The organism is Streptomyces umbrinus (genome assembly GCF_030817415.1).
Lineage (GTDB): Bacteria > Actinomycetota > Actinomycetes > Streptomycetales > Streptomycetaceae > Streptomyces > Streptomyces umbrinus_A.
This window is the reverse complement of the sequence record NZ_JAUSZI010000002.1, coordinates 6,493,974-6,519,483: the sequence shown is the minus strand read 5'-3', so window position 1 is coordinate 6,519,483 and position 25,510 is coordinate 6,493,974. Positions and strand designations below refer to the sequence as shown.

Annotated in this window: 27 protein-coding genes and 1 pseudogene; 10 read left to right on the top strand and 18 right to left on the bottom strand. The window is 70.1% G+C overall.

The annotated features are described in order from the left end of the window. Positions 1-43 precede the first annotated feature (43 nt). Together QF035_RS28805 and QF035_RS28800 are read left to right on the top strand one after the other, a co-directional pair. Positions 44-778 (top strand): response regulator transcription factor, encoded by a 735-nt coding sequence (locus tag QF035_RS28805; protein WP_307523453.1) that lies wholly within the window; start codon positions 44-46, stop codon positions 776-778. After that, positions 775-2,160 carry a sensor histidine kinase gene (locus QF035_RS28800; RefSeq protein ID WP_307523452.1) on the top strand — a complete coding sequence of 462 codons (1,386 nt, stop codon included), beginning with the start codon at positions 775-777 and terminating at the stop codon, positions 2,158-2,160. The genes QF035_RS28805 and QF035_RS28800 overlap by 4 nt, the downstream gene beginning before the upstream one ends. Here QF035_RS28800 and QF035_RS28795 read toward each other — a convergent pair. Continuing rightward, positions 2,123-2,647 (bottom strand): SgcJ/EcaC family oxidoreductase, encoded by a 525-nt coding sequence (locus QF035_RS28795; protein WP_307523451.1) that lies wholly within the window; start codon positions 2,645-2,647, stop codon positions 2,123-2,125. The genes QF035_RS28800 and QF035_RS28795 overlap by 38 nt on opposite strands. A gap of 152 nt (positions 2,648-2,799) precedes the next feature. On the opposite strand from QF035_RS28795, the gene QF035_RS28790 reads away from it, so the two are divergent. After that, positions 2,800-3,531, top strand: a complete 732-nt coding sequence (locus QF035_RS28790; protein ID WP_307523450.1) for a sulfite exporter TauE/SafE family protein — start codon at positions 2,800-2,802, stop codon at positions 3,529-3,531. A gap of 19 nt (positions 3,532-3,550) precedes the next feature. Here the strand turns inward: QF035_RS28790 and QF035_RS28785 are convergent, their stop codons facing one another. The 5 genes and pseudogenes from QF035_RS28785 to QF035_RS28765 form a co-directional block, all read right to left on the bottom strand. Then, the gene (locus QF035_RS28785) at positions 3,551-4,138 is read right to left on the bottom strand and encodes a Uma2 family endonuclease (protein WP_307523449.1); all 588 of its coding nucleotides are present in this window, start codon (positions 4,136-4,138) and stop codon (positions 3,551-3,553) included. 67 nt (positions 4,139-4,205) lie between these two features. Continuing rightward, positions 4,206-5,291, bottom strand: coding sequence for a hypothetical protein (locus QF035_RS28780; RefSeq protein ID WP_373466985.1), 1,086 nt, complete (start codon positions 5,289-5,291; stop codon positions 4,206-4,208). A gap of 287 nt (positions 5,292-5,578) precedes the next feature. Further along, positions 5,579-5,767: a DUF397 domain-containing protein gene (locus QF035_RS28775; RefSeq protein ID WP_307523447.1), complete on the bottom strand. Its 189-nt coding sequence runs from the start codon at positions 5,765-5,767 to the stop codon at positions 5,579-5,581. After that, positions 5,764-6,411 carry a DUF5753 domain-containing protein gene (locus QF035_RS28770; protein ID WP_307523446.1) on the bottom strand — a complete coding sequence of 216 codons (648 nt, stop codon included), beginning with the start codon at positions 6,409-6,411 and terminating at the stop codon, positions 5,764-5,766. The genes QF035_RS28775 and QF035_RS28770 overlap by 4 nt, the downstream gene beginning before the upstream one ends. Positions 6,412-6,463: 52 nt before the next feature. Next, a pseudogene (locus QF035_RS28765) lies at positions 6,464-6,652 on the bottom strand (hypothetical protein); the annotation flags it as partial. A gap of 3 nt (positions 6,653-6,655) precedes the next feature. Here QF035_RS28765 and QF035_RS28760 point away from each other — a divergent pair. Beyond that, complete coding sequence (locus tag QF035_RS28760; RefSeq protein ID WP_307523445.1) at positions 6,656-7,072, top strand: hypothetical protein; 417 nt, start codon at positions 6,656-6,658, stop codon at positions 7,070-7,072. Positions 7,073-7,116: 44 nt separating this feature from the next. On the opposite strand, the gene QF035_RS28755 is transcribed toward QF035_RS28760, so the two are convergent. From QF035_RS28755 to QF035_RS28745, 3 genes are all read right to left on the bottom strand, one after another. Continuing rightward, positions 7,117-7,776 carry a DUF5063 domain-containing protein gene (locus QF035_RS28755; RefSeq protein ID WP_055613477.1) on the bottom strand — a complete coding sequence of 220 codons (660 nt, stop codon included), beginning with the start codon at positions 7,774-7,776 and terminating at the stop codon, positions 7,117-7,119. Between the two features lie 112 nt (positions 7,777-7,888). After that, complete coding sequence (gene recR, locus QF035_RS28750) at positions 7,889-8,488, bottom strand: recombination mediator RecR (protein WP_055613476.1); 600 nt, start codon at positions 8,486-8,488, stop codon at positions 7,889-7,891. Between the two features lie 145 nt (positions 8,489-8,633). After that, entirely contained in the window at positions 8,634-8,975 is a 342-nt protein-coding gene (locus QF035_RS28745; RefSeq protein WP_269651748.1) for a YbaB/EbfC family nucleoid-associated protein, read from the bottom strand. A 325-nt stretch (positions 8,976-9,300) separates the two neighbouring features. Between QF035_RS28745 and QF035_RS28740 the strand changes: the two genes are divergently transcribed. Further along, positions 9,301-10,161 (top strand): SLATT domain-containing protein, encoded by an 861-nt coding sequence (locus QF035_RS28740; RefSeq protein ID WP_307523444.1) that lies wholly within the window; start codon positions 9,301-9,303, stop codon positions 10,159-10,161. A gap of 163 nt (positions 10,162-10,324) precedes the next feature. Here the strand turns inward: QF035_RS28740 and QF035_RS28735 are convergent, their stop codons facing one another. After that, positions 10,325-11,827: a M20/M25/M40 family metallo-hydrolase gene (locus QF035_RS28735; protein ID WP_307523443.1), complete on the bottom strand. Its 1,503-nt coding sequence runs from the start codon at positions 11,825-11,827 to the stop codon at positions 10,325-10,327. Positions 11,828-12,068: 241 nt separating this feature from the next. Here QF035_RS28735 and QF035_RS28730 point away from each other — a divergent pair, with 241 nt between their 5' ends. After that, positions 12,069-12,509 carry a VOC family protein gene (locus tag QF035_RS28730; protein WP_307523442.1) on the top strand — a complete coding sequence of 147 codons (441 nt, stop codon included), beginning with the start codon at positions 12,069-12,071 and terminating at the stop codon, positions 12,507-12,509. Between the two features lie 7 nt (positions 12,510-12,516). Here the strand turns inward: QF035_RS28730 and QF035_RS28725 are convergent, their stop codons facing one another. From QF035_RS28725 to QF035_RS28715, 3 genes are all read right to left on the bottom strand, one after another. Then, positions 12,517-14,607 (bottom strand): serine/threonine-protein kinase, encoded by a 2,091-nt coding sequence (locus tag QF035_RS28725; RefSeq protein WP_307523441.1) that lies wholly within the window; start codon positions 14,605-14,607, stop codon positions 12,517-12,519. Positions 14,608-14,685: 78 nt separating this feature from the next. Then, complete coding sequence (locus QF035_RS28720) at positions 14,686-15,204, bottom strand: MarR family winged helix-turn-helix transcriptional regulator (protein WP_373466741.1); 519 nt, start codon at positions 15,202-15,204, stop codon at positions 14,686-14,688. Between the two features lie 62 nt (positions 15,205-15,266). Further along, positions 15,267-15,875, bottom strand: coding sequence for a DJ-1/PfpI family protein (locus QF035_RS28715; protein ID WP_307523440.1), 609 nt, complete (start codon positions 15,873-15,875; stop codon positions 15,267-15,269). Between the two features lie 216 nt (positions 15,876-16,091). On the opposite strand from QF035_RS28715, the gene QF035_RS28710 reads away from it, so the two are divergent. From QF035_RS28710 to QF035_RS28700, 3 genes are all read left to right on the top strand, one after another. Next, positions 16,092-17,447 (top strand): aspartate aminotransferase family protein, encoded by a 1,356-nt coding sequence (locus QF035_RS28710; RefSeq protein ID WP_307523439.1) that lies wholly within the window; start codon positions 16,092-16,094, stop codon positions 17,445-17,447. A gap of 100 nt (positions 17,448-17,547) precedes the next feature. Next, positions 17,548-18,279 (top strand): GntR family transcriptional regulator, encoded by a 732-nt coding sequence (locus QF035_RS28705; RefSeq protein WP_307523438.1) that lies wholly within the window; start codon positions 17,548-17,550, stop codon positions 18,277-18,279. Between the two features lie 370 nt (positions 18,280-18,649). Next, a complete protein-coding gene (locus QF035_RS28700) occupies positions 18,650-19,300 on the top strand; it encodes a hypothetical protein (RefSeq protein WP_200397344.1) in 651 nt (216 codons plus the stop codon). A 42-nt stretch (positions 19,301-19,342) separates the two neighbouring features. On the opposite strand, the gene QF035_RS28695 is transcribed toward QF035_RS28700, so the two are convergent. From QF035_RS28695 to QF035_RS28675, 4 genes are all read right to left on the bottom strand, one after another. Continuing rightward, on the bottom strand, positions 19,343-19,768 hold the full coding sequence (locus QF035_RS28695; protein ID WP_307523437.1) for a hypothetical protein: 426 nt from the start codon (positions 19,766-19,768) through the stop codon (positions 19,343-19,345). A gap of 122 nt (positions 19,769-19,890) precedes the next feature. Beyond that, the gene (locus QF035_RS28690; protein ID WP_189843271.1) at positions 19,891-20,181 is read right to left on the bottom strand and encodes a hypothetical protein; all 291 of its coding nucleotides are present in this window, start codon (positions 20,179-20,181) and stop codon (positions 19,891-19,893) included. Between the two features lie 160 nt (positions 20,182-20,341). After that, positions 20,342-21,391: a hypothetical protein gene (locus QF035_RS28685; RefSeq protein WP_307532056.1), complete on the bottom strand. Its 1,050-nt coding sequence runs from the start codon at positions 21,389-21,391 to the stop codon at positions 20,342-20,344. Positions 21,392-21,876: 485 nt separating this feature from the next. Continuing rightward, positions 21,877-23,160, bottom strand: a complete 1,284-nt coding sequence (locus tag QF035_RS28675; protein WP_143640206.1) for an adenylosuccinate synthase — start codon at positions 23,158-23,160, stop codon at positions 21,877-21,879. A 199-nt stretch (positions 23,161-23,359) separates the two neighbouring features. Between QF035_RS28675 and QF035_RS28670 the strand changes: the two genes are divergently transcribed. Beyond that, positions 23,360-24,448: a diacylglycerol kinase gene (locus tag QF035_RS28670; protein WP_307523436.1), complete on the top strand. Its 1,089-nt coding sequence runs from the start codon at positions 23,360-23,362 to the stop codon at positions 24,446-24,448. A gap of 277 nt (positions 24,449-24,725) precedes the next feature. Here the strand turns inward: QF035_RS28670 and eutC are convergent, their stop codons facing one another. Then, positions 24,726-25,499, bottom strand: coding sequence for an ethanolamine ammonia-lyase subunit EutC (gene eutC / locus QF035_RS28665; protein WP_307531488.1), 774 nt, complete (start codon positions 25,497-25,499; stop codon positions 24,726-24,728). Between the last annotated feature and the right edge of the window lie 11 nt (positions 25,500-25,510).

Genomic DNA, 25,510 nt, shown 5'->3' with positions numbered 1-25,510 from the left:
TCACGAGCCGTCGCGTTAAATTTCAAGCATTAGGGTTCCGCTTGTGCGCGTACTCCTGGTGGAAGACGACGAGCCGGTAGCCCAGTCGCTCCGGCGCGGGCTGCTGCGTTACGGCTTCGAGGTGGCCTGGGTCGCCACGGGCGGTGACGCCCTGGCCCACGAGGACCCGTACGACGTCGTGCTGCTCGATCTCGGGCTGCCCGACACCGACGGTCTGGACGTCTGCAAGGCGCTGCGCGAGCGCGGTGACGTGCCGATCATCGTCATCAGCGCACGCAGCGACGAGACGGACCGGGTGGTCGGCCTGGAGCTCGGCGCCGACGACTACGTCACCAAACCGTTCGGGGTGCGCGAGGTCATCGCGCGGATAAGGGCGGTGATGCGGCGCGCCCAGCCGCGTACGGCAGCCGAAGCGGCGGCGGGACCCGACCGGTACGGGTCGCGCCTGACCATCGACCGCAAGGCGGCCCGCGTCCGGCTGGACGACGAGGAGGTCGCCCTCGCGCCGAAGGAGTACGACCTGCTGGCCTTCCTCACCGAGGAGCCGGGCGCGCTGATGTCGCGCGAACAGATCATGGAAGCGGTCTGGGACGCGAACTGGTTCGGGCCGACCAAGACGCTGGACGTCCACGTGGCGGCGCTGCGGCGGAAGCTCGCGGGCGCGATCACGATCGAGGCGGTCCGCGGGGTCGGCTTCCGCCTGGAGATCGCCAAGGACGGCGACCGGGGCGACGGCAGCGCTTCGGGCAGCGGCGCCAAAGGTGACGCCGCGTCATGATCCGGCAGCTGATCGTCAGTTACGTACTCCTGGTGGCGGTCGCGCTGGCCGCCTTCACCGTGCCGGTGGCCTTCACGCTGACCTCGCAGCTGCGGGGGGACACCGAGGAGTCGGTGGAACGCGAGGCCACCACCATGGCGCTGCTGCTGGGCGAGGGGGACGCGTCCTCGCGGCAGGCACTCGCGCGGATGGCCGAGGCCTACTCCAACGACACCCCCGGCACCGTCCAGGTGACCGACTCCAGCGGCACGGCGGTGGCCTCGCTCCCCCTCCCCGCGGACGACCAGGCGATCACGCAAGCGCTGAAGGAACGTAGGACGACGGTCGACTGGGGTTCCTCCTTCGTCTGGGGGCGGCACCTGGTGGTGACCGTGCCCGCCGGGTCGGCGGAGGACAAGGACCGGATCGTCGGCGCGGTACGCATCAAGTACGCGACCTCCGACCTGAGCAGCCGGCTGTGGAGCATCTGGGGCTTCCGGGCCGTACTCGCGGTCAGCGTGCTGGCCGTGGCCGCCTTCATCGGCGCGTTCGTGGCCCGCCGCCTCACCCGCCCGCTCCGCCAGCTCAACGACATGGCGACCCGTTTCAGCGACGGCGACCTGACGGCACGCTCGCCGGTGGAGGGCCCGCACGAGACCCAGCAGCTGGCCCGCACGCTCAACTCGGCCGGCGAACGCCTCGACAGCCTGGTCGCCGCCCAGCGGATCTTCGTCGCCGACGCCTCCCACCAGTTGCGTACGCCGCTGACGGCACTGCGCCTCTCCCTGGACAACATCGCGGACGGCACCGACGACGAGTTCGTACGGGAGGACGTGGAGCAGGCCACCTCCGAGGTGGTCCGGATGAGCCGCCTGGTGAACGGTCTGCTGGTGCTCGCGCGCGCGGAGGCGAAGGTGTCCGCGGCCGAACCGCTGTCGCTGGTCGACGTGATCGAGGAGCGCTTCTCGGTGTGGAGACCGGCCGCCGACGAGCGCGGAGTCACCATCGCTCTGGGGGGAGTTGCCGGCGGCCGGCCGCTTGTGCTGGCCAGTCCCGGTCATCTGGACCAGGTACTGGACAACGTCCTGTCGAATGCTCTGGAGGTCTCACCGGACGGCGGGACGATCACCGTGGAGGTGTCGGTGTCGTCCCACCCCGACGAGGTCGTGATGTCGGTGCTGGACCAGGGGCCCGGCATGTCCGACGCGGAGAAGTCCCGCGCCTTCGACCGCTTCTGGCGCGGCCAGGGCCTGACGGGCCGGGCCGGCTCGGGGCTCGGCCTGGCCATCGTCAAGCAACTGGTCACCGATGACGGCGGTGCGGTGGCGCTGCGGGACGCCCCTGGTGGGGGGCTGTGCGTCCGGTTCAGCCTGCGGCGGGCAGCACCGAGGAGTGGTGGTTGACGATCAGCCACTTGCCGCCGCGCTTCTCGTACTCGTACGTGTAGCGGGCCTCGACGTTCTTCTTCTCGCCGGTCTTGGGGTCGGTCAGGTTGAAGACGTACAGCCCCGCGTCGATCGCCGAGTTGCTGTCCAGGACGTTGATCACGGACTTGATCTTCGTACCCTTGGGCTTGTTCAGCAGGAAGTGGTCGAAGTAGTCGACGATCTCGGCGTGGTTCGTACGGATCTTGGGCGAGGCGGTGGGCAGGAGTACGGCGTCCGAGGCGTAGTGGGCGGCGACCTTCTTCGAGTCCCCGGTCTGCAGGGCCTTGTTCCAGCCGTCGAACAGCGCGGCGATCTCCGCCTTGGAAGCCTTCTTCGCGTGCTTGGTCGCGGAGGGCTTCGACCGCTGCTCCGGCGCGGCCTGGCTGACACCGACGGTGACGGCTCCGGCGGCCACGAGGGCGACGGTGACGATCGCTGCGCGGGTCCGTATGTGACGCTGCATCACAACTCCTGTGTGGTGGGGTGGACTTGCTCCCCTGGGGGAGTGATCCAACCTTCGCTTCACACCGGTTAAGCCCCGTGCAGCGCAGATGCAGCGCACGTCCAACGTTCGTACAAAACAGCAAAAGCACCAGGTCACGGGGAGGGCTGACCATGGCAGGTGGCTGGGAGGCCGGCTTGCTGCTGAGCGGCATCGTGCTGCTCGGTTCCTGTGTGCAGTGGCTCACCGGCATGGGCTTCGCGCTCGTCGCCGTGCCCGCGCTGGTGCTGCTGCTCGGCCCGGCGCAGGGCGTCGTCCTCGCCAACTGCGTCGCCGGCGTCATCTGCGTGGTCGGCCTCGCGGGCGGCCTGCGCGAGGTCCGGCTGCGCGCGATGGTGCCGCTGTGCGCCGCGGCGGCCTGCACGGTCCCCCTGGGCACCTGGCTGGCCCGCCGGCTCCCCGAACCCGTCCTGCTCGCCTGCATGGGCGCCCTGGTGACGACCGCCGTCCTCCTCGTGATGCGGGGCGCCCGGCTACCGTCCCTGCGCGGAAGCGGCGGCGCGGTGGCCGCGGGCGCGGTCGGCGGCTTCATGAACTCGGCCGCGGGCGTCGGCGGCCCGCCGATATCCCTGTACGCCCTCAACGCGGGCTGGACCGTACGGGAGTTCGTGCCCAACGCGCTGTTCTACGGCGTGGTGGTGAACGCGTTCTCCATCGCCGCGAACGGGGTGCCGCAACTCAGCACGCCTGTGTGGGGGTTGGTCGTGGCGGGGATGGTCGTCGGAGGGTCCATCGGCAGGTGGCTCGCGGGACGAGTGCCGGAGAAACAGGCCCGCCTGCTGGTGCTGCTGCTGGCGTTGGTGGGCGGGCTCACGACTCTGGGGAAGGGGCTGTGGGGGTTGTGACCTGTGGCGTTCGGATGCCTCAGTCCACGAACTCCTTGAGCTCCTCGGTTTCCAGGGTGAGGCCGACAGGTGTCGGGATCTTGACGGATGCCCCGAAGGGCTCCTTCACCTGACGGCGGTAGCGGCCGTCCTCCGGATCCGTGAAGACGGTGACCGAGCAGTCGTCGCGGTCGATGAGGAGATATACGGGGATGTCTGCGGCCGCGTAGCCGTCGGGCTTCTCGACCCGGTTGTACTGGTCGGTGTCCACGTCGTCAGCGGTGACCTCAAGGGCCATGAGCACGCCCTCTGGGTCCGACCATTCGCCGTGTCCCGCGAAGTGCCTGTCCGGGGCGAGCGCACCGTCCGTGCGGAACCGGCCCACTCCGTCGGCCTCCACGCGCAGGCCTCGAAATGTGTAGAGCCATAAGCCCGAGTCAGCTTCTGCAAAGGCCCGTTGTAGCCAAGCGAGGATCTCGCTGCGGCTGCCGTCCGGGCCGCCCTTGACCGCCAGCCTCCCTGCGACGAACTCCAGCCACACCGTCTCGGGCGCCAGACGAGCAAGTTCCTCGAAGTCGCCGACAGACATCTGGGGCCTCCCCCTCCTCGACACTTCCCGCAGTCTCATACACCCGATCCCGTTCGGCGGACGGTCCAGATCAAGGTCCAACGCGCTTGGCACGGACGAGCGCGCATCACGGCTTCCAGCGCCTCGGCGGGAGGCCGTTCGCGATGCGGTCCCGGTTGTCGCGGTAGTGGTAGTGGACTCGGTCCTCGATGGGCACAGGGCGGAACGTGTCGGGTACGGGTCCGCCCGTGCGCCGCTCCAGCTTCAGCTTCAGGAGACGGGCGGTCGCGGTGCCCATGTGGGCGATCTCCTCGAAGCCCTTCTTGACGTCCTCCTGTGTCATCCCCAGCTCCGCCTCCTCCGCGAGGCAGTCCTCGCACACACCCCGGACGATCTTCGCCGTGCGCTCGTCGGCGTCACAGGTGGCGCACGCCATGATCACGCGGGTCACCTTCGCGCGGAGGGGACGGCCGGGGCCGGTCTCGGCGGTGTCGTTCTTCTGCGGGGGCATCTTGTTCTCCAATCGGGTGCGGACGAATCCGCCCGGGTTCGCGACGGCGGGCGGCAGCCCGTCGGTCAATGCGCGGATCATGTCGGCCGGGGTGGCGCCTCGTGACAGCCACTCGGCGGCAAGTGGTTCAAGGGCCCGGCACTCCGCTTCCGAGAGGGGCATACGGGGGTCTGCGGCGCGGAGCCCGGCGAGTGCGCGGTAAGCGGCGCTGGGCTCGGGAGCGGAGTCGGGCTGTTCGGCCTGCTCTGCCAGCTCTGCCCGCTCGGGCTTCTCGGCTTCCGAGACCGGCTGCGGGGCCGGAGCGGAAGCCTCGGTGCGGGCCAGGCCCGGCTGGTGGTTCTGCGTTACGTCCCTGCCGTGGCGCTCTCTCGCGAACTCCGTCCACCACTCCACGGACCTGGGCGTACGCGACCAGTACGTCCGCGTCACCCACCGCATCGAGTTGTCCTCGACGGTGATGTGTTCCTTGATCCAGCGCAGGTGGCCGGCCTCGGTGAGGCTCCTGAGGGACGTACGGCTCGCCTGCTGGCCGTATCGGGGGTGCTCGGCCGCGATCACCTTGTGCCCCATGGCGTGGCCGTCGTCGAGGTGGTCGATGAAGACGGCGAACTCGGCGTCCCGGGGGCACAGATGCGCGAAGTCCGTGTCCGCGTGCGGGGGTTCGTCACCCACAGCGCGTTTTCCGTAACCCGTTTTGGCCATGGGGTGGGTGGGGCGCGGCAGGGCGGGGCTAGGCTGGGCGTAAGCCACGGTCGAACTCTCGATTCGATGCGTAGGTCTAGGCCTCGGAGCCGGTGTTGGCGCACCGACCGGGGCCGATCTATTTGCCGCGAACCTAGAGTGACTTCACGTTCTGAAGCAAGCCGATCACGGATCGTCACCCTTACGAGTTACGCGCGCTCAACTCACGTTCAGACTTGGTTGGTTGGGTAGTTCCCGCCATCAAAAACCAAACCCAGAACCCATGGGAAGAGCTCGGGTCCCGGGGCTCAAGCTCCGGGCTGAACTGCGGAGATGAAGGCGGACCAGGCGGGGGCCCGTACGTTCAACTCGGGGCTGTCGGCAGCCAGTTTGGTGTCACGTATGTGGGTGGTGGTGGGGGTGAGGGCGACTGACACGCAGTTGTCACCCTCGGCGTCGCTGTGGCTGGACTTGAACCACGTCAGCTGCTCGCTCATAGCGCCTCCACCATCCGCTCGATGAAACCGGCCGACTCAGCAGGGCCGAGAGCCACGGTGCGGATCATGCTAAGCCGCTCGATGTGCGCGCTGACCACCCCTGGGTCGGACGTGAACTGGCTCACCGACTGGCCTGTCGAGTACGCGAAGCGCTCGTGGTCGTGCGTCTCCAGCATCACCATGGGGCCGCCGAGCGCAGCAGGGATCGCCAGGCCGAACGGGAGCACCTGGATCGTGACGTTGTTGCGCTTCCCCAGCTCCAAGAGGTGGAGCAGTTGTTCCCGGTCCACCTGACAGCCACGCAGCACCGCCTCGTGCAGCACATAACTGCATGCCACCGGCGGCTTGCGGGTGAGAAGTTCCTGGCGCTCCATCCTCGCCGCGACTCGCTCCTCGACCGTCTCCTCGTCCAGCGGCGGGCTGAAGTTGCCGATCAGCCCCGTCGCATAGGCCTTCGTCTGCAACAGGCCGGGTACCAGCAGTGTTTCGTACGACCAGATGCTGACCGCTTCCCGCTCGTACAGCATGAAGTCCTGCGCCCGTGCCGGAAACGGCTCCCGCTTCACATAGTCCTTGGCGGCACTCAGCAACCCCTCCGCATGACACAACTCGTCCGCCGCGTCCAGGACGCGCGGCGTCGGCATTGCGTACGCCCTGTTCCATCGACTTGATGGTGTCCGGGGAGTAGTTGGCGGCGGCGGCCAGCTCTTCTCGGGTCACGTTCGCCTTGGTGCGCCAGCGTTTCAACTGGTTGCCGCTGTAGCGCCAGTTGAGCGGCGACGGCGTGGAGGAGTTGTACTGGACTGACACTGCGGCCACCTCCGACCGATACACCCCGGCGTGTATCCCCTCGGTCACTACCGAGCGTAGCTGTGCGACCGTCATCGTGTGACCATGACGAACGCAATCCCCCACTACCGCCCCGAGTGGGTCCCCCTCGCCGGTCACCAACTCCGCCTGTCCGGCATCCACTTCGACACGATCCGGGTCCAGGGCGTACGCGGGGAGCAGATCGCCTCGGACCTCGTCGAGGCGACGGACGGCGACGCGGGGCCCGTCGTCTGCGAGGCGGTCGGGTTCCGGTGGATGTACTTCCTGCTCGCACCCGGAGCCGCGAGGACACACACGTGGCCGTTGGGGGTGCAGCGGTTCGGAGGGGCCGGGTGCCGCACGGTCACGTACATCGGGATTCCGGCGCTGGACGGCAACACGTGGCCGTTGCAGTGGTACAGCGAGCCGACGCCCACCACGCCGTACGTGGACCCGGACCGGCTGCACGCGACGCTCGGCCTCCGCTGCGCGTGAGTGCGCTGTGCGAGGGCCGCGACGACTCGCCCGTACGGCCGGGGCTACTTGACCTCGCGCAGGCCCAGCGGGCCCGCGATCTCCTCCGCCATCACCTTGCCGGCGGCCTCCGCGAGAGCGTCCTCGCTGAGGTCCTGGTCGGTGTCGAGGCCGTCCAGTTCCTCCAGGGGCTGGTTGAGGCGGACGTGGGCGACCAGGGACTGGAGGGCGCGCAGCGTGGCCGAGGCGGTGGAACCCCAGTTGGAGAAGTACGAGAACTGCCACCACCACATGGCCTCGGTGGTGCGGCCCGCCTTGTAGTGGGCCATGCCGTGACGGAGGTCCGCCATGACGTCGGCCAGGTCGTCCGAGATACGGGCCGGGACGGGGGGCTTGCGGGGCTCGTACGGGTCGAAGACCTCGGAGTAGACGTCGACCGGGTCGAGCATCAACGCGAGGCGCTCGCGGAGTTCGTCGACGTCCGGCTCGGGGCCCAGGTCGGGCTCGTAGCGCTCGTCCGGGACGATGTCCTCGTGCGCGCCCAGGCGGCCGCCGGCCAGCAGGAGCTGGGAGACCTCCAGGAGGAGGAAGGGGACCGCCGAGTCCGGCTCGTCGCCCTTGGCGACCTCTGTGACCGCTACGAGGAAGCTCTCCACCTGGTCCGCGATCTGGACCGCGAAGTTGTCGGGGTCCTGCCCCGTCGCGTGCAGCGTGGCGTCAGACATCTAGAAGCCGGCCTTCCTCAAGGACTTCGACAGGGACGTCGAGAAGGCGTCGAGAAGAGCTTCGTCTCGCGCGTCTCGTGCATCTCGTGCGTCTCGTGCATCAACTACTCGTTCAGACATCCAGCAGCCGCCTTCCCTCGAAGGCGCGTCCCAGAGTGACCTCGTCCGCGTACTCGAGGTCACCGCCCACCGGCAGCCCGCTGGCGAGGCGGGTGACCCTGAGGCCCATGGGCTTGATCATGCGGGCGAGATACGTGGCCGTGGCCTCGCCCTCCAGGTTCGGGTCCGTGGCCAGGATGAGCTCCGTGACCGTGCCGTCCGCCAGGCGCGCGAGCAGTTCCCTTATCCGCAGGTCGTCGGGGCCCACGCCCTCGATCGGGCTGATCGCGCCGCCCAGGACGTGGTACTTGCCCCGGAACTCACGCGTCCGCTCGATCGCGACGACGTCCTTGGGCTCCTCTACCACACAGATGACCGTGAGGTCGCGGCGCGGGTCGCGGCAGATGTTGCACAGCTCTTCCTGCGCCACGTTCCCGCAGGTGGCGCAGAAGCGGACCTTCGCCTTGACCTCCATCAGGCACTGAGCGAGACGGCGTACGTCCGTCGGCTCGGCCTGGAGGATGTGGAAGGCGATCCGCTGCGCGCTCTTGGGACCGACGCCGGGGAGCCGCCCCAGTTCGTCGATGAGGTCCTGGACCACGCCTTCGTACACGGATTGCCTTCCTGTTCCTGCTCGTTGCGCTGCTCGTTCTACCGCTCGTCCGCTGCTCGCTCGGTACGTACCGTAGTCGTGCTTGCCCTCTTGGTACGTACGGTAGTTGGCGGTCGGCCGTCTTAGAAGGGACCGCCGGGTTGACTTAGAACGGCAGGCCGGGGATGCCGCCGCCGCCCAGGCCCTGGGCCAGCGGGCCGAGCTTCTGCTGCTGGAGGGTCTGGGCGTTCTCGTTCGCCGCCTGGACCGCCGCGACGATCAGGTCCGCGAGGGTCTCGGTGTCCTCGGGGTCCACGGCCTTGGGGTCGATGACCAGGCCACGCAGCTCGCCGGAACCCGTCACCGTCGCCTTCACCAGGCCGCCGCCCGCCTGTCCTTCGACCTCTGTCCGCGCCAGCTCCTCCTGCGCGGTCGCGAGGTCCTGCTGCATCTTCTGGGCCTGCTGGAGCAGCTGCTGCATATTGGGCTGGCCACCACCGGGAATCACGATCAGCTCCTGGTTTCGTACGGCTTGGGTACGGCTTCCCGGACAGCCGCGAGTACGACCGTCCGTACCGCTTGTGTACGGCTGTCCGGCGGGGGTTTCCCGCCTTGGCACGAGCCTACGTGGTCTGCCGAGCCGTCGCCCCAGCACTCTTTCGAGTGAGACGGCGGATTGGCCTATACCTGATCAACGCCCACGTCCGAGCGGAAAACCCCCGAAACCGGGTCCATCGCCACCCATTGGGAGGTAGTAAGGGTGCGGCGCAGCAGCATCTCGTGAACCTTGCGCCACGCTACCGTCACGCAACGTCACGATTAGGGAGCGTCGGGTGAGCCAGCCGGACATGCAGCCCGAGGGGTCGGCCCAGGACGGGGACGGTCGGGGTGATGGTGCGCGGGCCGGTGGTCCGAGGCCGGGCGGGTTCGGGCCCGGCGGGTCCGGCGGTCCCGGAGGACCCGGGCGGAGCGGTCCGCGACGCGGTGTTCCCGGCCGGGGCGCACTCGGGCCCGGCGGGCCGAGGCCCAGCGATCTCATGGGGCGTACGTTCCCCCTCGGGGACTGGGGGGAGCCGGCCGAGCGGCTCCACGAGCTGTACCGGTGGGTGGAGGCGGGGGCGCTGGCCACGGCGTCCTGGTATCTCGCCGAGCGGGTGTGGAAGCGGCGGGTGGCGCGGGCGTTGCGGGGCGGGGCCGCGGTGGGGGCTCTTGCCGGGGCCGCGTTGCCTCTGCTCGATGTCACGGGGGTGGTGGGCGGGGGTGCCGTCTGGGGATATCTGGGGATGCTCGTCGGGGTCGCGTGTGTGGCGGGGGACCGTTTCTTCGGGGTGACGGCCGGGTGGATAAGGGATGTGGCCACGGCTCAGGCCGTGCAGCGGCGGTTGCAGGTACTTCAGTTCGACTGGGCGTCCGAGTGTGTGCGGGAGGTTCTCGGGCCCGCCGAGGGGACCGCGGGGGAGGCTGCCGAGCGGTGCCTTGGTGTGCTTCGGCGGTTCTCGGAGGATGTGACTGAGCTTGTGCGGGTGGAGACCGCGGACTGGATGGTGGAGTTTCGGACCGGGGCGGGGCCGCTTGCCATCCAGGCGGGCGTGGGTGGGGCCGCCCGCGTCGACTCCGCTCCGCCCGGGCGCCCCCCGCTTCCCCCGGGCACCCGCCCGAACATGCCTCGCCAGCGCCCGCCCGAGCCCCGGTAGGGCTTTTCTCGCCCCCGCCGCCCCTACCCATTCCCGTCACTTGCCGGGGGCTCCGCCCCCAGACCCCCGCTCCTCAAACGCCGGAGGGGCTGGAATACCTCAGGGGCGCGGGGAACTGCGCGATCAGCCACAACGCACCCGCACCCCATACACGAGGAAAGCCCTATACCTGCGGCAACGGGAACGCCACCGGTCCCCGCAATCCCGCTCGGTTTACCCCCCTCACGCCGAAGAAGACGTTGTCCTTGGACAGGTCCACCTCGTGGGAGGTCACGTCGCCGACCGGGATGACGTGGGTCCACTCGGGGGCCGTGGTCTCGCGCCAGACGATCTCGTAGCCGACGAGGTCGGGCTCGGAGCCACGCTTCCACGTCAGCTCCGTGGAGTTCGTGAGCGCGGCCGTCAGGATCCGCGCGTCGCGCGGCGCCGCCGGAGCCTGGGCCAGGGTCCAGAGCGCGGCGGCGTTGACCCGGGCGACCCGGGCCGTGAAGGGGAAGTCGCAGAACTCCGGCAGGTCGCCGAATTGTTTGCCGCCTTCGACCCGTACGTCCTGGTGCTGGTGAGCGAAGTCCTCGGCCGGCTCGGTGAACCGGGCGGCCGCATAGCCCTGTTCGAGGAAGGGGATGTGGTCACCGCCCCGCCGGTACCGGTCCCGGCGGTAGACGACACGTACGTGCATCCCCGTCGCCGAGTTGTCCCCGGTGTCACGGACGAAGCGCGCCAACTGCCGCGACGGGGAGTCGTTCTCGCCGCCCACCGACCGGCGCGTCGCCGCCTGCTCCGGTGTCTCCGACGTGGGCACGCCTTCGGCGAAGAGACGGATCGTGTACGGGTCCTTCGTCCCGTCGTCCGCCTTCGAGCTGCCCACGATGTCGTTCGTGAACATGGCCTGCACGTCCGTGCCGGCCGCCTTGAACCGGGACGCCATGTGCGCGGCCCCGTACAGCCCCTGTTCCTCCCCCGCGACCGCCGCGAACACGATCGTCGACGCCGGGCGGCGCTTCGCCATCACCCGCGCCAGTTCCATGGCCACGGCGACCCCCGACGCGTCGTCGTCCGCGCCCGGGGCGTCCGAGGTGGCGTCCATGACGTCGGTGACGCGGGAGTCGTAGTGGCCGGAGACGACGTACACCCGCTCCGGGGTGACCGAGCCCCGCAGGGTGGCCACCACGTTGGTGATGCGGGTCGCGGTCGGGATGCGGGACGCGGGCTCCTGGACGTACGACTGGAGTTCGGCCGTCATCCGGCCGCCGGACCCGGCGGCGTACGAGCGCATCTCCGCGAGGATCCAGTCACGGGCCGCGCCGATGCCGCGGTCCGGGTCGTCCTGGGTGGAGAGGGTGTGCCGGGTGCCGAAAGAGACGAGTTTGCGGACCGTCGCCTCGATGCGGTCGGGGTCGATCTCCCGCAGCAGGGCGCGCAGTTCACGGGAGGGGGCCTGCGCGGTGGCCGGCGGACGCGGGCCCGGCGACGCGGCCTCGGCGGGCCTCGCGGGCGTGTCCACCAACTCGGCCGTCGGCATGGCCGGAGCGGACGCGGCGGGCGCCGCGGACGGCCCCACCGTGACGGCTCCGGCGGCCGCCGTCGCGGCCAGGACGGTTCTTCTGCTGGGGCGTATGTGCGGGACGGAGGGTGGGGTGGGGGATGAGGTGGGGGTGGGTGACATGGATCCATGGTTGTGCGCGCGTCCGGCGCACACAAGAGTCCCTGCCGTCACCCGGGCGCCCCCACCCTCGTCGAGCACGGCAGATGACGGATCTGCTGTAGCAATGCCGAGGTGCGAGCCAGATTTTTCTGAGTTCGGTGGTCCGGGGATGTCGAGAACGTGCCACCGGCTCCGTCCCAGGGACATCAGCGGCCACCACCGGCCGCACGAGGAAGAAGAAGACGAAGAAGGAGAAACCAGCATGGCGATTCAGCGGATGGACAACGTCGGCATCGTCGTCGAGGACATGGACGCCGCCATCGCGTTCTTCGTGGAACTCGGTATGGAGCTGGAGGGCAGGGCGGAGGTCAAGGGCCTCGTCGCCGACCAGTGCACCGGACTCGACGGCGTCCACTGTGACATCGCGATGGTCCGGACCCCGGACGGTCACAGCCGGCTGGAGCTGTCGAAGTACCGCAGTCCCGCGGCGATCAGCGACGGGCCGCGCAACCGGCCGCACAACGTGCTGGGCACGCACCGCGTCATGTTCGCCGTCGACGACATCGAGGACACCGTTGCCCGACTGCGCCCGCACGGCGCCGAACTCCTCGGCGAGATGGCCCGGTTCGAGGACAGCTATCTGCTCTGCTACGTCCGCGGCCCGGAGGGCATCATCGTCGGACTGGCCGAGCAACTGCGCTGAGACCGGCTCAGCCCTGCTTCGTGTACGTCAGTTCGTCGCCATTGCTCGTGTTCACCCGGCGGAGGCGTCCGTCGGGGAGGACGGTCAACTCCGTTGCCTCGCCCGGGCTGCAGGACGTGGCCGGCCGGCCGGCCGTGACCTCGGACGCGCCGATCCGGAGCGGGCCGCCGGCGCTCGGGGCCTCGGAGAGCTCCGCCCGGAACACACAGTGGTACGTGCCGCTGCCGGCCGGGCCGTCCGCCGTGAGCGAGAGGACCGTGTCGCCCACCTCGCCCTGCTGGATGGTGAGTTCGCGGGTGTTGTGGCCCGTGGCGTTGTCGATGGACGCGGTCCAGGTGCCCAGGTACTTGACGGGGATCGCGCCGTCCGTCGGCGTCTCCTCCGGTGTGGTCGGCGGCTGCGTGGGGCCCTCGGTGGCCGGGCCCGGGGCGGGCGCGGTTGCCGTCGGGGACGTGGTGGAGTCGCCGCCGCCCGCCCGGTTGTCTCCGTCGCCCTTCATCAGTGCGTAGACGGACGCGCCTGCGCCCAGCGCGACGATCAGCGCCACGATGATCAGGACCGCGGTGGAGCGGCCGCCTCTTTCCGGCGGCGGGCCGGGTTGTGGGAGAACTCCCGGGCCGTACGGGGGTGTTGGGCCGTACGGGGGGCCGTAGGGCGGAGTCGAGCCCGGAGGGGGTGGGTAGCCGGCGGGCTGGTGTTGGTAGTGCGGGTAGCCGTAGGCGGCGGGCTGGGGGTGTTGCTGGGGGTAGCCGTAGGCCGGGTGGACGGGTGGGCCTCCCGGCGGTCCTCCCGGCGGGGTGGTCGGTGGGGGTGTCCCGGGCAGGCCCGTGGTCATTGTGGGGAGGTGGTCGAAGGGGGCGGCTCCCGGGGTGCCTGGCGGGGGTGGGGTGGGGCCGTCGGGGGTGGGGGCGTGTTCGTGTTCGGGGGAGGCTTCGGGGGGACCGGGAGTTTCTTCGCCCCCGCCGCCCTTACCCTTCCCGTCCCTGGGGGCTGCCGCCCCCGGACCCCCGCTGTCGGCCTGAACGGCCTCCTCCTCAAACGCCGGACGGGCTGGTTGTGCCTGAGGCTTCTTCAGCCCCTCCGGCGTTTGAGGAGCGGGGGTTCGGGGGCCGGCCCCCGACGGGGTCTGGGGCGGAGCCCCAGAGGACACCTCCGGATCCTCCGTGTCCAGCAGCTGCACCGCGTGCCGGCCCAGCTGGGCCACCAGCGTCCCCGGCAGCCAGGGGTCGCGGCTGCGGCCGTCCGTGACGGTGTCCTCGGCGCCTGTGCGCTCCAGGATGTCGTCGAGGGTCGGGCGGGAGGCCGGGTCCTTGCGCAGGCACTGGCGGACGAGGTCGGCGATGCCCTCCGGGACGCCCGCCAGGTCCGGCTCCTCCTGGGCGATGCGGAACATCAGGGCGTGCACGCCGCTGTTGGCCGTACCGAACGGCAGGTCGCCCGTGGCCGCGTACGACAGGACCGAGCCCAGGCAGAAGACGTCGCACGCGGGTGTGATGCGGTCGCCGCGGACCTGCTCGGGGGCCATGAAACCGGGTGAGCCGACGAGCGCGCCGGTGCGGGTGAGGCCGCCGTCGGTCACCGTCTCCAGGGCGCGTGCGATACCGAAGTCGATGACGCGCGGGCCGTCGATGGTGACGAGGACGTTCGACGGCTTGAGGTCGCGGTGGATCAGTTCCGCCGCGTGGATGTCCTTGAGCGCGTGCGCGAGGCCGGCCGCGAGGATCCGTACGGAACGCTCGGGGAGGGCCCCGTGGTCGTGCCCGACGACCGTTTCGAGCGAGGGCCCCGCGACATAGCCCGTGGCCACCCAGGGGATCGCCGCCTCCGTGTCCGCGTCGAGGACCGGCGCCGTCCAGTACCCGCCCACCCTCCGCGCGGCCTGCACCTCCTGGCGGAAGCGTGCGCGGAACTCCTCCTGCTCGGCGAGTTCCTGGCGTACGAGCTTGACCGCGACCGTCCGCCCCCGGTCGGAACGCGCCAGGAACACCTGCCCCATGCCGCCGGCGCCGAGCCGCGCCAGCAGTCTGTACGCGCCGATCCTCCCCCAGCCTCCGGCCGGGGGGACCCCCAGCGGATCATCAGGCCCGAGCTTCTCCATCGGTATGCCGCCCTCCCCCGTACTTGTGCGACAGCCCGAGGATAGTGCGGCCGAACGGGGAGGTGGCCGGAGCGGTGTCTACGGTTCCGTAACAGCGGATGCCGTTTCTGTCACGGTTCGCCCACCCGACTCCGGGCCCGAATCCGGGCCCGGGCCCGGGCTCGCCTCCGTGACCGTCTCCATCGCGCCGATCAGTCGCTCCAGCACCCGTACGGTCTCGGCCAGTTCGACCTCGCCGAGGGTCTGTGCGAGGCGGTCCGCGAAGGCCGCGTGTCCGGGGTTGATCCGCCTGACGGACGCGAGGCCCTCGTCCGTCGGGCGGAGCAGCTTGGCTCGGCGGTGGGCGGGGTTGGGCACGTACTCCGCGAGCCCGCGCTCGACCAGCAGGTCGGCGATCCGCTGCACGCTCTGCCGGGTGATGCCCATGACGCGGGCGATCCCGGAGACGGGCAGCGGCTCCCTCAGTACGGCCCCGAGCACCTGCCACCAGGCGGCGGTGAGCCCGGCGGGGCGGGCCAGTTCCTCGGCCACACCCATGAACTGGCCGTTCAGCCGGAAGATGCCGAGCGCGCTCCGGCTGAACAGGTCCTGCCGCACCCTGTCCGCCGGCCCACTCGACCTACCCGCCCCGCCCGTCTCGCCCGCCCCGCTCGTCCCAGTCACTGGCCGGCCGCCTCAAGCACCGCGTACGCCTCCGCGTCCGAGTCGTGGAACAGCCGGTACCAGGCGTCGAGCACCTCTCCCTCGTACACCCCGAGCAGCCCGAACACCTCCCGCGCGAACGCGACGGGCTCGGTGGGACCGGCGGTGATCAGCCTGCCGTCCGTGACGGCGTCGGTGTCGACGTACCGCTCGCCGCCCTTGTATCCCGTGGCCGCCAGATAGAAGGAGACGGCACTGGTGTGGGCCCGGTCGTCGAGCAGTCCCTCGCGGGCGAGGCCCGCCGTGCCCCCGCAGATCGCGGCGACGGGCACGTCGGCGTCCAGGAACTCGCGCGCCTTGCGGGCGAAGGGGACGAGGTCGTCGCTCGTGTCCCACAGGTCGGCTCCCGGCAGGATCAGCAGCGAGCTGCCCTCGGGCCGCAGGTCGGCGAGCGTGACGTCGGGCTGGATCCGCAGCCCGCCGACGGACCGCACGGGGGCGGGAGACGCTCCGACCGTCCGGATCTCGTAGCCGCCCCTCGCGAGGTACGCGGTCGTGTGGCCGGTCTCCCAGTCGGCGAGCGTGTCGTAGACGGCGAGGTGTACGGGCTTGGGGTTGCCGTTCATGGTTCCTCCTCGGTCGTGGTGCTCGGTACGGTCCGGCCCTGCTTGTGCTTGTGTAAGCATGCTGTCATCTCGACAGTATGCTGTCAACAACTCGCCGCAGTCGCGGCCGAGGCTCCCCCTGGTGTCCCTACACACGACAACCTGTCGCGTTCCCGGCCGCACCACAGACAGGACGCCGATGTCGCGCCCTCGCCCCGGACACCTACGCTCGGCCGCATGACCCCTCAGCCCAATCCCCAGGCCGGCGCTGCCGTGAAGGCCGCGGACCGTGCGCACGTGTTCCACTCCTGGTCAGCGCAGGAGCTCATCGACCCGCTCGCCGTCGCCGGTGCGGAGGGGGCGTACTTCTGGGACTACGACGGCAGGCGGTATCTGGACTTCACCAGTGGGCTCGTCTTCACGAACATCGGCTACCAGCACCCGAAGGTCGTCGCCGCGATCCAGGAGCAGGCCGCGAGCATGACGACGTTCGCGCCGGCCTTCGCCGTCGAGGCCCGGTCGGAGGCGGCACGGCTGATCGCCGAGCGGACGCCGGGGGATCTGGACAAGATCTTCTTCACCAATGGCGGCGCCGAGGCCGTCGAGAACGCCACGCGCATGGCCAGGCTGCACACCGGCCGCCCGAAGGTGCTCTCCGCCTACCGCTCGTACCACGGTGCGACCTCCGCCGCGATCAACCTCACCGGTGACCCGCGCCGCTGGCCGAACGACAGCGGGGCGGCCGGGGTCGTGCACTTCTGGGCGCCGTTCCTGTACCGCTCGCCCTTCCACGCGGAGACCGAGCAGCAGGAGTGCGAGCGCGCGCTCCAGCATCTCGCCGACACCATCGCCTTCGAGGGTCCTGCCACCATCGCGGCGATCATCCTGGAGACGATTCCGGGGACGGCCGGGATCATGATGCCGCCGCCGGGATATCTGGAGGGCGTCCGCTCGCTCTGCGACGAGTACGGGATCGTCTTCGTCCTGGACGAGGTCATGGCCGGCTTCGGACGGACCGGGCACTGGTTCGCCGCGGACCACTACGGGGTCGTGCCGGACCTGATGACGTTCGCGAAGGGTGTGAACTCCGGGTACGTGCCCTTGGGCGGTGTCGCGATCTCGCCGACCATCGCCGAGACCTTCGCGAAGCGCCCCTACCCCGGCGGGCTCACCTACTCCGGGCACCCGCTCGCCTGCGCCGCCGCCGTCGCGACCCTCAACGTGATGGAGGAGGAGGACATCCTCGGCCAGGCCACCCGGATCGGCCGGGCCGTGCTCGGTCCCGGGCTGCGCGAGCTGGCCGAACGCCACCCGAGCGTCGGCGAGGTCCGCGGCACGGGCGTCTTCTGGGCCCTGGAACTCGTACGGGACAGGGAGACGCGGGAGCCGCTGGTGCCGTACAACGCGTCCGGTGCGGCGAACGCGCCCATGGCGGCGTTCGGTGCCGCGGCGAAGGCGCACGGTCTGTGGCCCTTCATCAACATGAACCGCACCCATGTCGTTCCCCCGTGCAACATCACGGAGGCGGAGGCCAAGGAGGGGCTGGCCGCGCTCGACGAGGCGCTCTCGGTGGCGGACGAGCACACGGTGTAGCGCAGGACCGGTGTGGTCCGGATGGCCCTTTCCCGAACGCGTAAGGTGACTGGCTCGTAGACATGAGCGAGTACTTATCCGCTTGGGGAAGGAACGGACGATGCCCCGCACCGGCAGCGGCAATGGCGCCGTCACCCGCAGCACCCTGCGGCAGCAGATCGCGGACGCGCTCCGCGACGAGGTGCTGGGCGGACGTCTCAAGCCGGGCCAGGAGTTCACGGTCAAGGAGATCGCCGAGCAGTACGGCGTCTCCGCGACCCCCGTCCGCGAGGCCCTGGTCGATCTTTCGGCCCAGGGCCTGCTGGACGCGGACCAGCACCGCGGCTTCCGCGTCCACGAGTACTCGCTGAACGACTACCGGGGCATGATCGAGGCCCGCAGCCTGGTCACGGACAGCATCTTCCGCGGGCTGCTCGACGCGGAGGCCACCACCACCCGGGGCGCCCGCGCCGCACTCGCCACCCGGATCGACGACCCGCGCACCGGTGCCGCGCTCGCCGGGGTGCGGCGGCGCGGCGAGGAGGCCCAGCGGGCGGCCGCCGCCGGTGACCTCAACATCCTCATCGGCTACGACCTGCGCTTCTGGCGCGAGCTCAGCGGGCTGTTCGGCAATCCGTACCTCGCCGACTTCCTGCACCGGCTGCGCGTCCAGTCCTGGGTGTGCGCGGTCCAGCACCTGCGCCGGGTCGACGACCTGCGCGGCCGCCTGTGGGCCGAGCACACGGCCCTCGTGGACGCCCTCACCGAACGCGACGCCCCGGCCGCACACACGATCGTGACCGCGTACGACGCGCACTCACTGGCGCTGATCGAGCAGTTGGTGGCCGACTAGGGCGGAGGAACCCGGGGTGGGGTCGAGGATCCGGGCCGGGGCCGCGGGTCCGGGGCGCGGGCCGCGGATCCGGGGCGCGGGCCGTGCCGGTACGTCGAGCCCGCCGCTTGCCGGGTATACGGCTGCGGTTTTCAAAGGTGCTGCGTATCGGAGGAGCCGTATGCGGCGGGCTTCGACGTACCGGCACGGCCCGCTCCCGTGCGATCGCGGCTGCGGGTTCCGGGGGGCTGGGGCGAAGATCCGGGGCCGGAAGCGGCGGGTGTGGGGGTGGGGCCGTCAGGTGTGGGGTATTCGACGTTCACGGCGGGGCCCGACCGCGCTTGCACCCATTACGCTTTCTTGACCACCGTGCTACGCGAGGAGCTCTCTGTTGGCTTGTGACCTGTGGCTGGTCCCGCTCGTCGACGTGTTGTGCCACACCCCCGACAACCCCTTCGCCGAGGAACTCGCGCTCTACGACAAGGTGCTGGGCGAGGCCGGACTTCCGCCGGTGCCGGTCTACGCCTACATGCCGGGCCTCTCCGGCGATGTGGCACCGGTCGCGGGCTTCGACTACGACGCGCTGCACTTCCTGCGCCGCGCGTATCTGCTGCAGGTGTGCGGGCTCGCGGTGACGCCGGTCGACGAACTGGGCGGTGACTACGAGCAGTTGCTGGAGATGTTCGACGCCACGGCCCAGCAGTCGCACCTGGTCTGGCACTACGACCACGCGGGCGCGTACGTACCGGTGGACTTCCCGCACCCGCTGTCGAGCGACGAACTCCTCGCGGGCGGGGGCCCCTTGGGCTCGTCCCAGGCCCTGCTGCGGGAGCTGGAGTTCGTCGCCCCGACGATCGGCATCGACCCCGCCGTGCCTCCCCTCCCGCCGGAGCCGCCCATGGCCCCCACCGAGCTGGAGGAGCCGGCCGCGCCCGCGCCCTTCGACTCCAGCCCGTTCGCCCGCGAACGGCATGTGTGGCTGGGGCTGCACGCGGCGGCGACACGGAGCCTGGCGCAGGGCTCGATGATCATCTTCAGCTAGCCCTGGAGGCATCCGGGGCCTCCGGGGCCTGCTGTACGGGTGTTACGACGTGCAGACGTCGGTCAGTTCGTCGGCGGCGGCGTCGATCCGGCCGGAGTGCGGGCTGGTGTCGCCGTCCAGGACCGCCTTGTTGTAGTCCTTGATGGCGTCGTTGAGGTCGTCGACCGCCTTGCCGACCTTGTCATCGTTGGTCTTGTCGCCGTCCGTCCTGTCGTTGATCCTGTCGAGGTTCTTCTCGATGGTGTCGATGGACGAGTCGGTCCGCGTGGGATCCTTCACCGCGTCCGCACCGGCCTCGTGGATCGCCTTGAGGCTGTCGGCGATCGTGTCGGCGTTCTTGACGCAGCTCAGCGAGTTGTCGAGGTCGCCGTCCTCGCATCCGGTGAGCAGCCCCGCGGCCAGCGCGACGGCTGCCAGGGTGGTGACGACGGTGACGGTACGGCGTACGGGGCGACGGTTCGCGGCCATGGAATGGGCCTTTCTGGATCGGCTTGTGATGCCGTCCACGATTCCGTCGCACACGCGCCGCCACGAGGGACCGGCCCCCCGAGTCGGTGGTGTAGCGGGCTACACCACCGACGCCCCGGCGGTCAGCGCAGCTCGGACAGCCCCTTCTGGAGGTCCTCGCCGTTCATGATCGGGCAGACCTCGACCTCGGCGTTGAACTGGGTGAGGAACGGCTCCCCGACGGGAGGCAGCTCCGAGCTGTCCTGCATGTCGAAGAACAGGAGGCAGGTACGCCGGCCGCCCAAGGGCGCGAAGTACGCCGCCTCGGGCTTGAGATGGTCCAGGATCTCCTTGATCAGCTCCGGCATCTTGCCGCTGCGGATCGCTTCGTTCGACTTCTCCGTGTCCAGAGTGGCCTTGAGCATGACGCGCATCGCGCTCACCTTCTCCTGATCGACGCACGCACGTTTGCACCCTCAAGCCTATGCCCGCTATGTGAGGTACGCCCACTCTTGTTCCTGGGCGGAGGCGGAGAGGCGGAAGCGGCCCAGGCTCCGCCGTCTCCGGCAGGGCCTGGGCCGCGTTCGTCTCCGGTCAGTTGAACTTCCGCCAGTCGTAGGTCAACTGGTACTGGCCGCCGTGGCCGCTGAAGGTGACCGTCTTGTCAGGGCTGTTGTCCTGACCGCCGAACGTGTTGGGCAGGCCGTGGATGACACAGCTGACCGTGTACGGCTTGAAGACGTCGTCGCCCCACAGGCCCTTCAGCCACTCGAAGACCTGGCCGACCACGAAGCCCACCGCGATACCGACGGCGATGCCGACGGGCCCGCCGGAGGCGCCGATCGCGCCACCGATCGCGGCCGCGACCGCCGTGACGACCTTCTCCTTCACCTTGTCGAGCAGGTTGTTGAGGAAGTCCGCGAGGCCGCCCCAGTCGATCTCCGCGAGCACGAACGTGCAGAAGTACGACTTGGGGAACGTCACCTTGCTGCTCTCGGTGAGGCTGAAGGACGTGAACCGCCGCGGCGGTGAGTACGTCTGCACGACCCCACTGCTGAAGCTCTTCACGCGGAACGCCGAGACCTTCTTGGTGTCACCGTCCTCGTCGACGGACGTACCGCCGAGGTCGATCTCGTCCTTGCCGATCTCGCTGGTCTCCTTGACACACTTGACCCGGTGGATGCGCAGTTCCAGGTTGCGCAGCTCCACGCCGCTCGCCGCGGCGGCCGACGCGGTCCCCTCCCCGGTCAGCGCCTTGGCCATCCGCTCCAGCTCCTGGACCGGGAACTTCAGGTTCTGCGGGAACGCCAGCCTGCCGGCCTGCGCCTCGATGCCGGTCTTGGACTTGAGGTCGACCTTGGCGAGGTCACCGAGCCGCTTCTGGCGGGCCGCCCCGCCGCCGAGCTCCGTCATGACCTTGTCCGCCGCCTGCTTCTGCTGTCCCTCGGGCAGTACGCGGAAGCGGCTCGCGAGCAGTTGCTCGACGCTTCCGGCCTGGTCCGCCAGCGGGTAGGCGCGGGGATCCGCATGGTGCGCGGCGACCTTGTCGGCCGCCAGCTGGATCTCCAGCGCGACCCGCTGGGCCACCGCCTTGAGTTTGGCGCTGGGTATGTCGGTGACTTCGAGTTCCTTGTCATCGGCCATGAAAACTTCCCCCCTGTTTGTCTGATGGCGCGTGCCACAGACGCTAGGGCGCCGATGCCGGGAAACGACCTCGGGAACGACCTGGGGGAATCCCTGGTCCTGTCCCGGAAGCGCAACCTCCTGGCCCGTCGGCAGCGCGGCGAGGCTGGTGCGCGAGGGGACCCCGAGCTTGGCGTAGATGCGTCCCAGGTGGAACTCCACGGCCTTGACGCTGATCACCAGCACCCGCGCCACCTGCCGGTTGGCCAGACCGGCCGCCAACCCGTCCGGCCACCATCCGCTCCTGCGCGGTGAGCGACGAGGCGCCGGTCCACAGCCGCGCCTGCCCGGGGACGACCGGGCCGCCCACGGGACCACCGACCGCCAACTCCCGCTCGCAGCGCTACGCAGAGAGGTCCATACGCAGTGAAGTGGGGCGCCGGTTGAACCGGGCGCCCCACTTCACTGTTCGCGAACGAATCCGCGTACTCGGCCTACTGCGCGTACTAGATGAACGAGTTGATCTCGATCGTCTCGTCGCGGCCGGGGCCGACGCCGATCGCGGAGATCGGGGCGCCGGACATCTCCTCCAGGGCCTTCACGTAGTCCTGCGCGTTCTTCGGGAGGTCCGCGAAGGTCTTGGCCTTCGTGATGTCCTCCGACCAGCCCGGCAGGGTCTCGTAGATGGGCTTCGCGTGGTGGAAGTCCGTCTGGGAGTACGGGAGTTCCTCGACGCGCTTGCCGTCGATCTCGTACGCCACGCAGACCGGGATCTCCTCCCAGCCGGTCAGGACGTCCAGCTTCGTCAGGAAGAAGTCCGTCAGGCCGTTGACGCGCGTCGCGTACCGCGCGATGACCGCGTCGAACCAGCCGCAGCGACGGTCACGGCCGGTGGTGACACCGCGCTCGTGGCCGATGCGGCGCAGGGCCTCGCCGTCCTCGTCGAAGAGCTCCGTCGGGAAGGGACCGGCACCGACACGCGTGGTGTACGCCTTCAGGATGCCGATGACCCGGCTGATCTTCGTGGGGCCGACGCCCGAGCCGGTGCAGGCGCCACCGGCGGTCGGGTTGCTGGACGTCACGAAGGGATACGTGCCGTGGTCGATGTCCAGCAGCGTGCCCTGGCCGCCCTCGAAGAGGACCACCTTGTCCTCTTCGAGCGCCTTGTTGAGCACGAGGACCGTGTCGGCGACGTACGGGCGCAGCTTCTCCGCGTACGTCAGCAGTTCCTCGACGACCTGCTCCGACTCGATGGCGCGCCGGTTGAAGACCTTGGTGAGGAGCTGGTTCTTGCCGTCGAGGGCCGCCTCGACCTTCTGCATCAGGATCGACTCGTCGTACAGGTCCTGGACGCGGATGCCGACACGGTTGATCTTGTCCGCGTACGTCGGGCCGATGCCGCGACCGGTCGTGCCGATCTTCCGCTTCCCGAGGAAGCGTTCCGTCACCTTGTCCACCGTCACGTTGTACGGCGTGATGATGTGCGCGTTTCCGCTGATGAGGAGTTTGGAGGTGTCGACGCCTCGCTCGTTCAGTCCGTTCAGCTCGGAGAACAGGACCGACGGGTCGACGACGACTCCGTTGCCGATGACCGGAGTACACCCCGGCGAGAGGATTCCGGAAGGGAGGAGGTGGAGGGCGTACTTCTGATCGCCCACGACTACCGTGTGGCCGGCGTTGTTGCCGCCCTGGTAGCGCACCACATAGTCCACGGAACCACCGAGCAGGTCGGTGGCCTTTCCCTTGCCTTCGTCACCCCACTGAGCACCGAGCAGCACAAGTGCGGGCACGCGCGTACACCCCTTCCGGGCGGGGCATGTCCAAGGTCGGGGACGTACGCGGCTGGTTCTGGTATGGCTGCGTACGCCGGCGACCACCTTTGGCCGCGACCGTCGGACCGGATGCCCCGGAATAGACGAAGCCCCTGGCGCAATAGCGCAAGGGGCTCTTGCACAAAGATGCTACCCGAGGAAGCGAGGCAGGACCGAGGTGTCGACTTCCGACCAGCTCCTTGTGGTCATCGACCCGGTCGCCCGTCACGGTGACGGTGAGGCGGTACGGATCGCAAAAGACGTGCTCAGCGCGGGTGCGACGACGAAAGTGTGCCTCCCTGACGGGCCCGAGGAATTCGATCGGGCACTTGCCAGGAGAGGGTCACGACGGCCTGTCGTGATCGGGGACGACCGGGCGCTTTTGCGCGCGGTTTCCGTTTTGTACCGACGGCGGGAGCTGGCCGGATGTGCACTGTCCCTGGTGCCGGTGGGCGCCAGCGGCGGCGCGCTGTCGCTCGCGCGGGCGCTGGGCGTGCCCATAGGTGCCGTCGCGGCGGCCCGCGCCGTGCTCGACGGGGCCGAGCGACGGCTCGATCTCCTGGTGGACGACAGCGACGGGGTGGTGCTGGGGACGCTACGGATTCCGCCGTTGGCGGGGGACAGGTGGGGGGTGGCCGGTTCGACCGGGTCTTCGGGGGTGGGCTCGGGTGAGGGTTTGGGGGAAGGTTTGGGTGGGGGCTTGGGGGCTGGTTCTGGTGCTGGGAACGGGTCTGGGTCTGGGTCTGGGTCTGGGGCCGGTTCTGGCAATGGGGCCGGGGGCGGTTCGCGGTTGGGGTTGGGGTTGGGGTTCGGATTGGGGTCGGGGACGGGTTCCGGTTCCGGCTCGGGGGCGGGGGCGGGGGCGGGGAGCGCTTCGGAGGATGGTGGTGGGCATCACCATCACTGGCTTCGTACCTGCCAGTCCCTCGTACGGACCCTCGCCGCCCGGCCCGCCCGGGTGCCGGCTCCCGCGGTGACCGGGCCGACTCGGTTGCGGATCGAGGTCGACGGGGTGACCCTCGTCGACCTCGACCAGCCGCTGGAGTCCGTGTCCGTCACGCCGGGTGGGGTGGGCGGGGGTGCGCGGGTCGAGGTGCGGCCCGCTTCCGTCGGTGCGGAGGCCGCTCTGCTGGAGGCCGTGGCTCGGACGATCACCGTGTCGGGGTCGGACTTCCGGTATCGCGCGGATGCGGTGGTGGCGGGGCCTGTGCGGACGCGGACCTGGACCGTGCGGGAGGGGGCTTGGGGGTTGACGTTGCCGGTGTGACGGGGGTGCCGGGAGGGGTTTTTCGCCCCCGCCGCCCCTACCCTCCCCCACTCTCGGCTTCGCTCGAGCGGGGGGACCCCCATCGTCACTACTCAGGGGCTTCGCCCCCGAACCCCCAAAAGACTGCGCAGTTCCCCGCGCCCCTAGGTCTTCAGGGGCGCGGGGAACTGCGCGACCAGCCACACCCAACCCGCACCCGACAACAAACCCAACGGGGTCTGGGGCGGAGCCCCAGAAGGACGGGAATGGGTAGGGGCGGCGGGGGCGAAGAAAACCCCTACCCCGCCGCTCCCGGCAACCCCACCACCCCATCGTCCAAGTCGTCCTTCAAGGACACCCCCGTGCGGCCCAACCCCCGCGCTCGGGTCATCAGGGACGTCAGCTTGGCGGCAGCCGTGTCGTACGACAGGCCCAGCGGAGGGCGGATGTTGGAGAGACAGTTCCGGTCGGCATCCGTGGTGCGGCCGGGCCGCGGCGCGTACGTGAGGTACGCGCCCAGGGAGTCCGCCGCCGACATCCCGGGCCGTTCCCCGACGAGGACGACGACCATCGCGGCACCCAGCGCATGGGCGACATCGTCACCGAGCGCCACCCGGGCCTGCTCGGCAAGGACGACGGGCGCGACCCGCCACTCGGCAGGCAGCCGAGCCGTCGTAGCCCGGATCACCGGCGCCGCGTGGTCGTGAACGGCCCGGCTCGACAGCCCGTCCGCGACCACGAACGCGATGTCCCAGTCGTCGCGCGGCAGATGCGCCCGGTCGACGTCGTCGAGCCTCCGGCCCAGGTCCGGACGCTGGAGGTACGTCAACCGGTCGGGAGCCGCACTCCGGACCCGTACCGTCGGCACCCCCGGCAGCCCGGACGCCACCACGTCCGGGTCGAACGGCGAGTGCACCGCGTCCCGCGCCGCCGCGTGCGCGGCCTGGAGTTCGAGGCGGTGGCGCGTGGGCAGCGCGGACCCGGCCCGGCCGAGCCCGATCCGCGCCTGGGTGTGCCGCCGCAGCCCCGTCCACAGTGCGGCATCCGACGGCTCCGGTGCCGTCGACGTCATCAACGCCCGTA

Coding starts and splice junctions, on each gene's coding strand:
- QF035_RS28800 (WP_307523452.1), top strand. CDS start 775: ATGATCCGGCAGCTGATCGTCAGTTACGTACTCCTGGTGGCGGTCGCG.
- QF035_RS28795 (WP_307523451.1), bottom strand. CDS start 2,647: ATGCAGCGTCACATACGGACCCGCGCAGCGATCGTCACCGTCGCCCTC.
- QF035_RS28790 (WP_307523450.1), top strand. CDS start 2,800: ATGGCAGGTGGCTGGGAGGCCGGCTTGCTGCTGAGCGGCATCGTGCTG.
- QF035_RS28785 (WP_307523449.1), bottom strand. CDS start 4,138: ATGAGACTGCGGGAAGTGTCGAGGAGGGGGAGGCCCCAGATGTCTGTC.
- QF035_RS28780 (WP_373466985.1), bottom strand. CDS start 5,291: ATGGCCAAAACGGGTTACGGAAAACGCGCTGTGGGTGACGAACCCCCG.
- QF035_RS28775 (WP_307523447.1), bottom strand. CDS start 5,767: ATGAGCGAGCAGCTGACGTGGTTCAAGTCCAGCCACAGCGACGCCGAG.
- QF035_RS28770 (WP_307523446.1), bottom strand. CDS start 6,411: ATGCCGACGCCGCGCGTCCTGGACGCGGCGGACGAGTTGTGTCATGCG.
- QF035_RS28755 (WP_055613477.1), bottom strand. CDS start 7,776: ATGTCTGACGCCACGCTGCACGCGACGGGGCAGGACCCCGACAACTTC.
- QF035_RS28735 (WP_307523443.1), bottom strand. CDS start 11,827: ATGTCACCCACCCCCACCTCATCCCCCACCCCACCCTCCGTCCCGCAC.
- QF035_RS28730 (WP_307523442.1), top strand. CDS start 12,069: ATGGCGATTCAGCGGATGGACAACGTCGGCATCGTCGTCGAGGACATG.
- QF035_RS28725 (WP_307523441.1), bottom strand. CDS start 14,607: ATGGAGAAGCTCGGGCCTGATGATCCGCTGGGGGTCCCCCCGGCCGGA.
- QF035_RS28715 (WP_307523440.1), bottom strand. CDS start 15,875: ATGAACGGCAACCCCAAGCCCGTACACCTCGCCGTCTACGACACGCTC.
- QF035_RS28710 (WP_307523439.1), top strand. CDS start 16,092: ATGACCCCTCAGCCCAATCCCCAGGCCGGCGCTGCCGTGAAGGCCGCG.
- QF035_RS28705 (WP_307523438.1), top strand. CDS start 17,548: ATGCCCCGCACCGGCAGCGGCAATGGCGCCGTCACCCGCAGCACCCTG.
- QF035_RS28695 (WP_307523437.1), bottom strand. CDS start 19,768: ATGGCCGCGAACCGTCGCCCCGTACGCCGTACCGTCACCGTCGTCACC.
- QF035_RS28690 (WP_189843271.1), bottom strand. CDS start 20,181: ATGCGCGTCATGCTCAAGGCCACTCTGGACACGGAGAAGTCGAACGAA.
- QF035_RS28685 (WP_307532056.1), bottom strand. CDS start 21,391: ATGGCCGATGACAAGGAACTCGAAGTCACCGACATACCCAGCGCCAAA.
- eutC (WP_307531488.1), bottom strand. CDS start 25,499: ATGACGTCGACGGCACCGGAGCCGTCGGATGCCGCACTGTGGACGGGG.